We start from the raw sequence: 12472 nt of genomic DNA, 5'->3' as shown, positions 1-12472 counted from the left end.
GGGGCGCTAGAACTATGAATGCAGAGAACATGATTGCGCTGCTTGTCGCGGCGCCCCTGCTCGGAGCGGCCGTGCTGCTGTGCGGCGGCAGGCGGCTCGACCGTACGGGCCACTGGCTCGGCACGGTGCTCTCCGCCGCGTCGTTCGTCATCGGCGCGGTGCTTTTCCTGACCATGCTGGGCAAGGGCGCGGAGGACCGCGCCATGCACCAGAAGCTGTTCAGCTGGATTCCCGTCGAGGGATTCCAGGCGGATGTCGCCTTCCAGCTCGACCAGTTGTCGATGACCTTCGTTCTGCTGATCACCGGTGTGGGCACGCTGATCCACATTTACTCGATCGGCTACATGGAGCACGACGAGCGCCGCCGCCGCTTCTTCGGCTATCTGAACCTGTTCCTCGCGGCGATGCTCCTGCTGGTCGTCGCCGACAACTACCTGCTGCTCTACGTGGGCTGGGAGGGCGTCGGTCTGGCGTCGTACCTGCTCATCGGCTTCTGGCAGCACAAGCCCAGCGCGGCCGCCGCCGCCAAGAAGGCCTTCCTGGTCAACCGGGTCGGCGACATGGGCCTGTCCATCGCGATCATGCTGATGTTCACCACCTTCGGGACCTTCACCTTCGGGCCGGTCCTCGAAGCGAGCGGTGACGGCGGGGCGAGCGAGGGCAAGCTGACGGCCATCGGGCTGCTGCTGCTGCTCGCCGCGTGCGGCAAGTCGGCGCAGGTACCGCTGCAGTCCTGGCTCGGCGACGCGATGGAGGGCCCGACCCCGGTCTCGGCCCTCATCCACGCGGCGACCATGGTCACCGCCGGCGTCTACCTCATCACCCGGTCCGGCGCGATCTTCAACGCGGCGCCCGACGCACAGACAGCGGTCGTCGTGGTGGGCGCGGTGACGCTCCTCTTCGGTGCGATCGTCGGTTGCGCCAAGGACGACATCAAGAAGGCCCTGGCGGGCTCGACGATGTCGCAGATCGGCTACATGATCCTGGCGGCGGGCCTCGGCCCGATCGGTTACGCCTTCGCGATCATGCACCTGGTGACGCACGGCTTCTTCAAGGCGGGCCTCTTCCTCGGCGCCGGATCGGTCATGCACGGCATGAACGACGAGGTCGATATGCGGAAGTACGGCGGTCTGCGGAAGTACATGCCGGTGACGTTCGTGACGTTCGGCCTCGGCTATCTCGCGATCATCGGCTTCCCCGGGCTGTCCGGCTTCTTCTCCAAGGACAAGATCATCGAGGCGGCCTTCGCCTCGGGCGGCGCCCAGGGCTGGATCCTCGGATCGGTGACCCTGCTGGGCGCGGGCCTCACGGCGTACTACATGACGCGCGTGATGATCCTGACCTTCTTCGGCGAGAAGCGCTGGCAGCCGGCCCCCGCCACCCCGGCCGGTGCCGAGCCCGTCGCCGGGGTGACCCCCGGCGAGCTGCCCCATCCGCACGAGTCGCCGAAGTCGATGACGATCCCGATGATCGTGCTCGCCTTCGGGTCGGTCTTCGCCGGAGGGTTCTTCAGCATCGGCGACCGCTTCGTCGGATGGCTGGAGCCCGTCACGCAGTTCGAGCACCCGCACCCGCCGATCAGCGTGCCGGTGATCACGGGGCTGACGGTCGTCGTCCTGCTCGCCGGAGTCGCCGTCGCGTACCTCCAGTACGGGCGCAGGCCCGTCCCGGTGCTCGCCCCGCGCGGCTCGCTGCTCACCCGCGCCGCCCGGCGCGATCTCCTCCAGGACGACTTCAACCATGTCGTCCTGGTCCGTGGCGGCGAGCACCTCACCCGCTCGCTCGTGTACGTCGACCACTCGCTGGTCGACGGGGTGGTCAACGGCACTGCGGCCTCCGTCGGCGGGCTCTCCGGCCGGCTGCGCAAGCTGCAGAACGGCTACGCCCGCACGTACGCGGTCTCGATGTTCGGCGGTACGGCGATCCTCATTGCCGCGACCCTGCTGATGAGGGCGGTCTGATCACCATGTCCTTCCCACTGCTCACCGCGGCCGCGGCGCTCCCGGCGGTCGGTGCGGTCCTGACCGCAGCCGTCCCCGCGGCGCGCCGCACCACCGCCAAGTGGCTGGCGCTGGCCTTCTCGCTGGGCACCTTCGTGCTGGCGGCCCTGGTGCTCGTCCGCTTCGAGCCCGGCGGCGACCGCTACCAGCTCACCGAATCCCATGCCTGGATCCCGGACTTCGGGGTCAGGTACGAGCTGGGCGTGGACGGCATCGCCGTCGCGCTGATCGCGCTCACCGCCCTGCTGATCCCCTTCATCATCCTGGCGGGCTGGCACGACGCGGACCCGCTCGAAACCAAGTCGTCCCGCTGGCGCCCCACCCAGGGTTTCTTCGCGCTGATCCTGATGGTCGAAGCAATGGTGATCCTCTCCTTCGAGGCCACCGACGTCTTCCTCTTCTACATCTTCTTCGAAGCCATGCTCATCCCGATGTACTTCCTCATCGGAGGCTTCGGGGACCGGGCGCACGCGGGCACCGACGGGGCGGCGGCCACCCAACGCTCGTACGCCGCCGTCAAGTTCCTCCTCTACAACCTGGCCGGCGGCCTGATCATGCTGGCCGCCGTCATCGGTCTCTACGTGGTCGCCGGGAGCTTCTCGCTCGCGGAGATCGCCGAAGCCCGCGCCAACGGCTCGCTGGAAATGGCGGCCAACACCGAGCGGCTGCTCTTCCTCGGCTTCTTCTTCGCCTTCGCGGTGAAGGCGCCACTGTGGCCGCTGCACACCTGGCTGCCCAACGCGATGGGCGAGGCGACCACCCCGGTCGCCGTGCTGATCACCGCGGTCGTCGACAAGGTCGGCACCTTCGCGATGCTGCGCTTCTGCCTCCAGCTCTTCCCAGAGGCCTCGAAGTGGGCGACGCCCGTGATCATCGTCCTGGCGCTGATCAGCATCATCTACGGTGCGCTGCTCGCGGTCGGCCAGCGCGACATCAAGCGCCTGATCGCGTACGCCTCGATCTCGCACTTCGGCTTCATCGTCCTTGGCATCTTCGCGATGACCAGCCAGGGCCAGTCGGGCGCGACGCTCTACATGGTCAACCACGGCATCTCGACCGCCGCGCTGATGCTGGTGGCCGGCTTCCTGATCACCCGGCGCGGTTCGCGGCTCATCGCGGACTACGGCGGAGTGCAGAAGGTCGCCCCGGTGCTCGCAGGTACGTTCCTCATCGGCAGCCTCGCCACCCTGTCGCTGCCGGGGCTCGCGCCGTTCGTCAGTGAGTTCCTGGTCCTGGTCGGGGTGTTCGCCGCCTATCCGGTGGCCGGGATCATCGCGACGCTGGGCATCGTCCTCGGCGCGCTCTACTCGCTCGTGCTCTACCAGCGGACAATGACCGGCCCTGTGGTGGCCGAGGTCAAGGCGATGCCCGACCTCAAGATCCGTGAGCTCGTGGTCGTCGCCCCGCTGATCGCGCTGCTGCTTCTCCTCGGCGTCTATCCCAAGCCGCTGACGGAGATCATCAATCCGGCCGTGAAGCACACCATGTCCGACGTCCAGAAGAAGGACCCCAAGCCCGAGGTGGAGGCGGCCAAGTGAGCACATCAGCTGTCCACAGCCTGTGGACGACCGTCGCGGCGCCCGGCGCCGCGGACGGTTTCACGGCCCCGCACATCGAGTACGCGCAGCTGTCACCGACGCTGATCGTCATCGGCGCGGCCGTCATCGGCGTACTCGTCGAGGCATTCGTGCCGCGCAAGGCCCGTTACTACGCCCAGCTGTTCCTGTCGGTCGTCGCCCTCGCCGCCGCCTTCGCGGCGATCGTGGGGCTCGCGGCCGCCGGATACGGCACGACCAAGGCGCACATCGCGGCGGAGGGCGCCATCGCCGTCGACGGCCCGGCGCTCTTCCTGCAGGGCACGATCGTGCTGGCCTCGCTGGTCGCGGTGTTCACTTTCGCCGAGCGCAGGCTCGACCCGGACGCCCACGGCAACCGGGTCGACTCCTTCGCCGCGCAGGCCGCTTCGACCCCGGGCAGCGACAGTGAGAAGTCGGCCGTCAAGGCCGGGTTCACCACCACCGAGGTCTTCCCGCTCATGCTGTTCGCGGTGGCCGGGATGCTGGTATTCCCCGCCGCCAACGACCTGCTGACGCTGTTCGTGGCGCTGGAAGTCTTCTCGCTCCCGCTGTACCTGCTGTGCGCCGTCGCCCGCCGCAAGCGGCTGATGTCGCAGGAGGCCGCGGTCAAGTACTTCCTGCTCGGTGCCTTCTCGTCGGCGTTCCTGCTGTTCGGCATCGCCCTGATGTACGGGTACGCGGGCTCCGTCTCGTACGCGAAGATCGCGGGCATCGTCGACGGCTCGGTCAAGCAGATCGACCCGGCGCTCGCCGACACCATGGGCAATGACGCGCTGCTGCTCATCGGCGCCGCGATGATCCTCATGGGCCTGCTCTTCAAGGTCGGCGCGGTCCCGTTCCACATGTGGACCCCGGACGTCTACCAGGGCGCCCCGACCCCGGTCACCGGCTTCATGGCCGCGGCGACCAAGGTGGCCGCCTTCGGCGCGCTGCTGCGGCTGCTGTACGTCGTCCTGCCGGGCCTCACCTGGGACTGGCGCCCGGTGATGTGGGGCATCGCGATCGTCACGATGCTGGGCGGTGCGATCGTCGCGATCACCCAGACCGACATCAAGCGGCTCCTCGCGTACTCCTCGATCGCGCACGCCGGGTTCATCCTGGCCGGTGTCATCGCGACCACCCCCGAGGGCATCTCGTCCGTCCTCTTCTACCTGCTGTCGTACTCCTTCGTGACGATCGGCGCGTTCGCCGTGGTCACGCTGGTGCGCGACGCCGGCGGTGAGGCGACGCACCTGTCGCAGTGGGCGGGGCTCGGGCGGCGCTCGCCGCTGGTGGCCGCGGTCTTCGCGGTGTTTCTGCTCGCCTTCGCCGGTATCCCGCTGACCTCGGGCTTCGCCGGGAAGTTCGCGGTGTTCAAGGCGGCGGCCGAGGGCGGCGCGGGTGCGCTGGTCGTGGTCGGTGTGCTCTCGTCGGCGATCGCCGCGTTCTTCTACATCCGGGTGATCGTCCTGATGTTCTTCAGCGAGCCGAAGGCGGACGGCCCCACGGTCGCCGTGCCCTCGCCGCTGACTATGACGGCGATCGCGGTGGGTGTGGCGGTGACAGTGGTGCTCGGTGTGGCTCCGCAGTACTTCCTGGACCTGGCGAGCCAGGCGGGGGTCTTCGTACGCTGAGTGCGGTGCTTATGGCCACCCGTGGCCCCGTCGCCCGGTGCTCCTCCTGTCGGAGGGGTGCCGGGCGGTGGCTTTTGGTCCGCGTTGTCAGTGCGGGCCTCTACCGTGGGTGGGGGTGAAGGACCAGGTGCGGGGGGACAGTGCGATGAACGGGACGGCTGGTATGGCAGGGATGACCACGACGAGTGACATCGGCGGGGTGACGGAGAGCGACGCGCTGCGGACGCTCCACCGCGTCTTCGGGTACGACACGTTCCGCGGGGCGCAGGCGGAGGTCATCGAGCATGTGGTGGACGGCGGGGACGCCGTGGTGCTCATGCCGACCGGCGGCGGAAAGTCGCTGTGCTACCAGATTCCGGCGCTGGTCAGGCCCGGCACCGGGATCGTGATCTCGCCACTGATCGCGCTGATGCAGGACCAGGTCGACGCGCTGCGTGCGCTCGGCGTGCGCGCCGGGTTCATCAACTCCACCCAGGACTACGACACGCGGCGCGTGATGGAGGCGGAGTTCCTCGCCGGGGAGCTTGACCTGCTCTATCTGGCCCCGGAGCGGCTGCGGCTCGACGCCACGCTGGCCCTGCTGGGCCGGACCAAGATCTCCGTGTTCGCGATCGACGAGGCGCACTGCGTCGCGTCGTGGGGGCACGACTTCCGGCCGGACTATCTGGCCCTGTCCGTGCTGGGCGAGCGTTGGCCGGACGTGCCGCGGATCGCCCTGACGGCGACGGCGACGCACGCCACGCACAAGGAGATCACGCAGCGGCTCGGGATGCCCGATGCCAGGCACTTCGAGGCGAGCTTCGACCGGCCCAACATCCAGTACCGGATCGTGCCCAAGGCCGACCCGAAGAAGCAGTTGCTGACCTTCCTGCGCGAGGAGCACCCGGGGGACGCGGGCATTGTCTACTGCCTCTCCCGCAACTCCGTCGACAAGACGGCGGAGTTCCTCTGCCGCAACGGCGTGGCGGCCGTGCCGTACCACGCGGGTCTCGACGGGGGGACGCGCGCGGCGCACCAGTCCCGGTTCCTGCGGGAGGATGGCCTGATCGTCGTGGCGACCATCGCCTTCGGCATGGGCATCGACAAGCCCGACGTGCGGTTCGTCGCCCACCTCGACCTGCCCAAGTCCGTCGAGGGCTACTACCAGGAGACGGGTCGCGCGGGCCGCGACGGAATGCCGTCCACGGCGTGGATGGCGTACGGGCTCCAGGACGTGGTGCAGCAGCGCAAGATGATCCAGGGCGGTGACGGCGACGAGGCGTTCCGGCGGCGTGCGGCGTCCCATCTCGAAGCGATGCTGGCGCTCTGCGAGACGGCGGAGTGCCGGCGGGCGCAGCTGCTGGCCTATTTCGGCCAGGACCCCACGGCGTCCTCCTGCGGGAACTGCGACACGTGCCTGAGCCCGCCCGAGACGCTGGACGGGACGGTGTCCGCGCAGAAGGTCCTCTCGACGGTGGTGCGGTTGCAGCGGGAGCGCAGGCAGAAGTTCGGCGCGGGGCAGATCATCGACATCCTGATGGGACGCAAGACCGCCAAGGTGATCCAGTTCGACCACGACCAGCTGTCGGTCTTCGGCATCGGCGAAGAGCTGGCCGAGGTGGAATGGCGGGGCGTGGTGCGGCAGTTGCTGGCGCAGGGGCTGCTAGCGGTCGAGGGGGAGTACGGGACGCTCGTCCTGACCGAGGACAGCGCGTCCGTACTGAGCCGGGAGCGTGAGGTGCGGCTGCGCAAGGAGACGAAGCCGGCGGTGGCGGCCCGGTCCGGGTCCTCGAAGAGCGAGCGCAAGTCGAAGGCCGCGGCGGCGACCGCGGAGCTGGCCCCGGAGGCTGTGCCGGTGTTCGAGGCGCTGCGGGCGTGGCGGGCGGAGCAGGCGCGGGAGCAGGGTGTCCCGGCGTACGTCATCTTCCATGACGCGACGCTGCGGGAGATCGCGACGGCGCGGCCGGGATCCGTGGCGGAGCTGGGTGGCATCGCCGGGCTCGGCGAGAAGAAGCTGGCTACGTACGGGGAAGGGGTGCTGGGGGTGCTGGCCGGGTTCGCGGACTCGGCGGGCGCCGCGGAGCGGGTGGCCCCGGCGGGCCCGGTCGCGCCGACGCCCCCGGCTGCGGTGACCGTCCCGGTCGCTCCGGTGCCCCCGGCTGCCGAGACCGCCCGGGTCGCTCCGGTGCCTGCTGCGCGGCCGGTGGCTGCGGCGGAGGCTGGGCATGACCCGGAGCTGGACTGGGGGCGGGAGCCCGCGTGGGACGACGCGGGGCCGCCGGAGGGGTGAGCGGGGCCGCCGGAGGGGTGAGCGGGGGGTGGGTGCGGGTGGGTGCGGGTGCCGCTGCGCGGGGCTTGTTCCCCACCCCGCCCCTTCCCGAAACTGGGGGCGAGCCCCCAGGCCCCTGGGACGCCCTTCGGGCGTGTCCTCAAACGCCGGACGGGCTGAAGTTGCCCGGCGTTTGAGGACCGGGTCTGGGGCGGAGCCCCACCACGCGGCGGCAGCCGCACCATGACACAGCGGGAAGGGGCGGGTAGGGGAACAGCGCCGCAGGCAACCCGCACCCGCAGGCAACCCGCACCCCAGTCCCCCCCCCACCCCCCCACCCCCCCACCCCCCCACCTCACCCCCCGCCGCCTCCGCCGCCCCCGTCCCCTCCGCCGTTCCCGTCTCCTCCGCTGTTCCCGCTGTTCGCCGCCGCCTTGTCCTGCTTGACCGCGCGGTGCACCGCATCGGTCGGCCAGTGTTCGCGGGTCAGGTGGCGCAGGGTGGAGCGGGTCGCGCGGGCGGCGAAGCCCGGGAAGTATCTGTTGGCCAGGTCCGTCGCCGACAGCAGTGCCGCGAGTGCCCGGTCGCGCCCGGCCGGGGAGCCGGCGTGGATCGACGCGGCCAGGCGTTGCCACACCGCCGCCGACACGTCCTCCGGGCCCGCAGGGTGGCGGTGGTACGGGAAGAGGCCCAGGAACCGGCGGGTCTCCCTGCGCAGCGCGCCCTGTTCCACCAGCCGGTTCAGGTACAGCTCCGTGACGTGCCGACCGGCGCTCCTGACCCAGCCCTTCGTACGCTCCCCCTTGCCGCGCTGCCCCTTGCCCGGCGCGGGCAGGCTCGCCAGTACCTGGGCCGCGACCGGGTCGGCGGGGGCCAGTGGGTTGATCACCTGGATCCGGCCGCGCTCCTCCGTGACATGGCCGCCCAGTTCCAGTTCCGCGAGTACGGCGCCGGCTACGCCGTACTCGACGTACCGCATGCGGACGCGCGCGTTCCCCCGCTGCGGGTCCAGGCCCAGCAGCAGGAGTTCCTCGGGGAGGGAGAGCGAGGGGGAGGGGGGCATCAGACTGCCGGCCTGATGCGCCCGGACACCTCGCCCAGGCCCACCCGCGTGCCGTGTGCCCCCGGCGCCCACGCCGTCAGGGTGACCTCGTCGCCGTCCTCCAGGAAGGTGCGCTTGCCGTTGGTCAGGTCGAGCGGGTCACGCCCGTTCCAGGTCAACTCCAGCAGGGAGCCGCGCTGTTCGGCGGCCGGGCCGCTGACCGTGCCCGAGCCGTACAGGTCGCCCGTGCGCAGTGACGCGCCGTTGGCCGTCATCTGGGCCAGCTGCTGGGCGGCCGTCCAGTACATGGTGGAGAAGGGCGGCTCGGCGACCACCTCGCCGTTGATCCGCACCTCGATACGGATGTCGAAGCCGCCGGGCTCCTCCTCGTCCGCGTCGTCCAGATACGGCAGCAGCGGGAAGTCCCGGGCGGGCGGTGCGACATGGGCCGCCTCCAAGGCCTCCAGCGGGGTCACCCACGCCGATACGGACGTCGCGAAGGACTTGCCCAGGAACGGGCCGAGCGGCACGTACTCCCAGGCCTGGATGTCCCGCGCCGACCAGTCGTTGAGGAGCGAAAGGCCGAAAACGTGCTCCCGGAAGTCGCTGAGGGCGACGGGTGTGCCCTGTTCGGAGGGGGTGCCGACGACAAAGCCGACCTCCGCCTCGATGTCCAGTTTGATGGACGGGCCGAAGACGGGCGCCGGGTCGGCCGGGGCCTTGCGCTGGCCCGACGGGCGCACCACGTCCGTGCCGGAGACGACGACGGTGCCCGACCGGCCGTGGTAGCCGATGGGCAGATGCTTCCAGTTGGGCGTCAGCGCGTCCCCGTCGGGCCGGAAGATCCTGCCGACGTTGGTGGCGTGGTGCTCGCTCGCGTAGAAGTCGACATAGTCCGCGACGTCGTACGGCAGGTGCAGCGTGACGTCCGCGAGCGGGTGCAGCAGTGGCTCGATCTCGGCGCGGTGCGCCGGGCTCGTCACCCAGGCGGTCAGCGCGCGGCGCACATCGCGCCACGCGGTGCGGCCCGCGGCGAGCAGCGGGTTGAGTGTGGGCCGGGCGAGCAGCGCGGCGTACGGCGAGCCAAGGACGAGCGCGGCCGCTCCCACGTCCAGCACATGGCCGCCGATACGGACGCCGACCCGGCGGCGCTCTGGCTCGTCCGGGGTGGAGAAGACGCCGTATGGGAGGTTGTGCGGGCCGAAGAGGTCGCCTTCGGCCAGGTCGAGCGGGGTTTGCTCGGGCATCGGTGCTGCCTCGCTTTCCAGGTCGTGAGAGGAACACGTTACGTGGCTGTCGCTCGGCATGGCAGTGGCTAAAGAGTTCGCAATGTGCAGAAAAGCCTTGCTGGAATGTGGACTTCCGGCTTAGCGTCCTTGGGGGCAGTGGGCAGGGGTGGGCCATGCCCGCTAGGGGGGAACAGGTGGCGAGGCGTAGCGCTTCACTCGCGGCTGACCGGGACGTACCCGGGCTGATCGTGAAGATCGGGAACTATCCGCTGCACCACGGCGGGGTGGGGGCGATTCGCAGTCTGGGGCGACTTGGTGTGCCCATGTACGCGATCACCGAGGACAGGTGGACCCCGGCGGCGTGCTCCCGCTATCTGGAGCGTGCCTTCGTCTGGCCGACCACCGGCACGGAGGCCCCCGAGCGGCTGGTGGACGGGCTACTGCGGATCGGCCGCCAAATCGGCCGTCCGACGGTGCTGCTGCCCACCGACGAAGAGGCGGCCGTGCTGATCGCCGAGCACCAGGACGCCCTCGCGGGGCCCTTCCTCTTCCCGCGCGTCGATGCGCCGTTGCCGCGCAGGCTCGCCAGCAAGCAGGGCCTGCACGAGCTGTGCGTCGAGCACGGGGTGCCGTCGCCCGCCGCGGCCTTCCCCGAGTCGTACGCCGATGTGGAGGCGTACGCCGCGGTGGCGCGGTTCCCGGTGGTGGCCAAGAACCGGGAGGCGTTCGTACGCCGCAGCCAGCCCGCCGTGAGCGGGACGACGCGGATCGCGGGGCCCGAGCAGCTGCTCGCGCTCGCGCGCGGCTGGGGTGAGCGTCCGGGCGTCATCCTGCAGGAGTATCTGCCGCGCGAGGAGGCGGAGGACTGGATCGTCCATGCGTACTTCGACGCGGACAGTACGGCGCTGGCGATGTTCACCGGGGTCAAGGTGCGGTCCTGGCCGCCGCACGCGGGGATGACCGCGAGTGCGTACGTCGTGGACAACCCCGAACTCGCGCAGATCGCGGCGCAGTTCATCAAGCAGGTCGGGTTCAGCGGGGTCGTCGACCTCGATCTGCGCTTCGACCGGCGCGACGGGCAGTACAAGCTGCTCGACTTCAATCCGCGCATGGGCGCGCAGTTCCGGCTGTTCGAGAACGAGGCCGGGATCGACGTCGTACGGGCCCAGCATCTGCACTTGACCGGGCGCAATGTCCCGGAGGGCGAGCAGAGGGCCGGTCATCGCTATGTCGTGGAGAACATCGATCTGGCGGCTCTGGTCGCGTACCGCCGCAGCGGTTATACGACGCCGCACGCGCCGGCGCGCGCCGACAGCACGGAGCTGGCCTGGCTCGCGGCGGACGACATGGGGCCGTTCCTGACGATGCTCGCGCGGCTCGTGGGGCCGGGCGTCAAGCACCTGTACCAGATGTGGCGGGGCACGCGCCCGGCCCGCCGCAATCCCGCGGTCAAGGTGCGGCCCGCGAGCGATGGTGGCAGTAGCAGTAGCAGTACCAGTACTGAGTAAGTGACGCCCAGGGGAGGGACTTCACGTGATTCGTCCGGTAGTAGTCATCGGGGCAGGGCCCTACGGCCTGTCCACCGCGGCCCATCTGCGGGCCCGTGGCATCCCGGTTCGCGTCTTCGGTTCGCCGATGGTGAGCTGGCGCGAGAAGATGCCCGCCGGGATGCTGCTGAAATCGACGCCGGTGGCATCCAACATCGACGCCCCGCAACCGGGCCACAACCTGATCGACTTCTGCGCGGAGAACGGCGAGCGGCGGTACGAGTCCGACTGGGACCTGATCCCGGTGGAGACGTTCGCGGAGTACGGGCAGTGGTTCGCCCGCAAGCTGCTGCCGGATCTGGAGCAGGTGCGGGTGGTGTCCGTGGACCGGTCGCGTGAGGGCTTCGAGCTGAAGCTTGACTCGGGCGAGCAGTTCGCGGCGCGGGCCGTCGTGGTGGCGACGGGCCTGGCAGGTCTGGCGCGGATGCCGCGCGAGCTCGCGGCGGCGGTGCCGGAAGGCCCCTCGGCGACCGGCCCGATCTCGCACGCCTCGTTCCACCGCGACCTGTCGCGCTTCGCGGGGCAGGACGTCATCGTCGTCGGCGCCGGGCAGTCGGCTCTGGAGAACGCGGTGCTGATGGCGGAGGCGGGCGCGGCGTCGGTGCGGATCGTGGCGCGTGGGCCCGGCGCGGTGTCCTTCGGGGACGCCCCGGACCGGCAGTCGCGGCTGCGGCCCGAGTCGCCGTTCGGCCGGGCCTGGTCGCTGTACGCGCTGTCGTACCACGCCACGCATGTACGCCGCCTTCCCGCGCCCGCGCGGCACTACCTGGTAAGCCGGGTGCTGGGGCCGCTCGGCGCGTGGTGGCTGCGCGAGCGCTTCCTGGCGGCGCGGATCCAGGTGACGGACGGGCGCCGGATCGAGGGCGCGCGGGTGGAGGACGGCCGTCCGGTCCTGACGCTGAGCGGCGGGCAGGGCGCGCAGCGCGAGCTGTCCGCCGACCACGTGATGGCCGCGACGGGCTACCGGACGGACGTGGCGGCGCTGGACTTCCTCGGGCCTGAGCTGCGGGCGGACCTGGTGGTGACGCGGGGGGCGCCGCGGCTGGACGCGGGGTACGGGTCGTCGGTGCGGGGGCTGCACTTCACGGGGTTGCCTGCGGCGGCTTCGTTCGGGCCGGTGATGCGGTTCGTTTGTGGCACGGAGTATGCGTCGCCGCGGGTTGCGGGGGCGGTGGCGCGGGGGTAGGGGCGCGGGTGCGGGCCGGTGGGGGTGCGG

The 12472-nt window shown here is 70.6% G+C and carries 8 protein-coding genes; 6 read left to right on the top strand and 2 right to left on the bottom strand.

Translation table 11 applies throughout. From position 1 onward, the window contains the following. The first annotated feature begins 14 nt into the window (after positions 1-14). The 4 genes from nuoL (at position 15) to recQ (ending at position 7459) form a co-directional block, all read left to right on the top strand. Entirely contained in the window at positions 15-1961 is a 1947-nt protein-coding gene (nuoL, locus tag ABCR94_RS26095; protein WP_347122451.1) for an NADH-quinone oxidoreductase subunit L, read from the top strand. A 5-nt stretch (positions 1962-1966) separates the two neighbouring features. Next, the gene (locus ABCR94_RS26090; protein ID WP_347122450.1) at positions 1967-3538 is read left to right on the top strand and encodes an NADH-quinone oxidoreductase subunit M; all 1572 of its coding nucleotides are present in this window, start codon (positions 1967-1969) and stop codon (positions 3536-3538) included. After that, on the top strand, positions 3535-5190 hold the full coding sequence (gene nuoN, locus ABCR94_RS26085; protein ID WP_347122449.1) for an NADH-quinone oxidoreductase subunit NuoN: 1656 nt from the start codon (positions 3535-3537) through the stop codon (positions 5188-5190). The genes ABCR94_RS26090 and nuoN overlap by 4 nt, the downstream gene beginning before the upstream one ends. Before the next feature lie 163 nt (positions 5191-5353). After that, positions 5354-7459 carry a DNA helicase RecQ gene (gene recQ / locus ABCR94_RS26080; RefSeq protein WP_347122448.1) on the top strand — a complete coding sequence of 702 codons (2106 nt, stop codon included), beginning with the start codon at positions 5354-5356 and terminating at the stop codon, positions 7457-7459. A gap of 334 nt (positions 7460-7793) precedes the next feature. Here recQ and ABCR94_RS26075 read toward each other — a convergent pair whose 3' ends face one another. Continuing rightward, positions 7794-8501, bottom strand: coding sequence for a GOLPH3/VPS74 family protein (locus ABCR94_RS26075; RefSeq protein ID WP_347122447.1), 708 nt, complete (start codon positions 8499-8501; stop codon positions 7794-7796). Continuing rightward, entirely contained in the window at positions 8501-9727 is a 1227-nt protein-coding gene (gene fahA, locus ABCR94_RS26070) for a fumarylacetoacetase (RefSeq protein WP_347122446.1), read from the bottom strand. Before fahA ends, ABCR94_RS26075 begins: the two co-directional genes overlap by 1 nt. A gap of 155 nt (positions 9728-9882) precedes the next feature. Between fahA and ABCR94_RS26065 the strand changes: the two genes are divergently transcribed. Beyond that, positions 9883-11217, top strand: coding sequence for a carboxylate--amine ligase (locus ABCR94_RS26065; protein WP_521977817.1), 1335 nt, complete (start codon positions 9883-9885; stop codon positions 11215-11217). A gap of 25 nt (positions 11218-11242) precedes the next feature. Next, positions 11243-12442 (top strand): FAD-dependent oxidoreductase, encoded by a 1200-nt coding sequence (locus ABCR94_RS26060; protein WP_347122444.1) that lies wholly within the window; start codon positions 11243-11245, stop codon positions 12440-12442. Positions 12443-12472: the final 30 nt, after the last annotated feature.

Origin of the sequence: Streptomyces changchenzhani (assembly GCF_039766235.1) — a bacterium.
In the GTDB taxonomy this organism is placed as follows: domain Bacteria; phylum Actinomycetota; class Actinomycetes; order Streptomycetales; family Streptomycetaceae; genus Streptomyces.
Note: the sequence above shows the minus strand (reverse complement) of the source record. Positions and strands in the feature narration are given on the sequence as shown.

Excerpts from the sequence above, each read along its gene's own strand:
- nuoL (WP_347122451.1), top strand. The coding sequence starts at position 15 with ATGAATGCAGAGAACATGATTGCGCTGCTTGTCGCGGCGCCCCTGCTC.
- ABCR94_RS26090 (WP_347122450.1), top strand. The coding sequence starts at position 1,967 with ATGTCCTTCCCACTGCTCACCGCGGCCGCGGCGCTCCCGGCGGTCGGT.
- recQ (WP_347122448.1), top strand. The coding sequence starts at position 5,354 with ATGGCAGGGATGACCACGACGAGTGACATCGGCGGGGTGACGGAGAGC.
- ABCR94_RS26075 (WP_347122447.1), bottom strand. The coding sequence starts at position 8,501 with ATGCCCCCCTCCCCCTCGCTCTCCCTCCCCGAGGAACTCCTGCTGCTG.
- fahA (WP_347122446.1), bottom strand. The coding sequence starts at position 9,727 with ATGCCCGAGCAAACCCCGCTCGACCTGGCCGAAGGCGACCTCTTCGGC.
- ABCR94_RS26065 (WP_521977817.1), top strand. The coding sequence starts at position 9,883 with ATGCCCGCTAGGGGGGAACAGGTGGCGAGGCGTAGCGCTTCACTCGCG.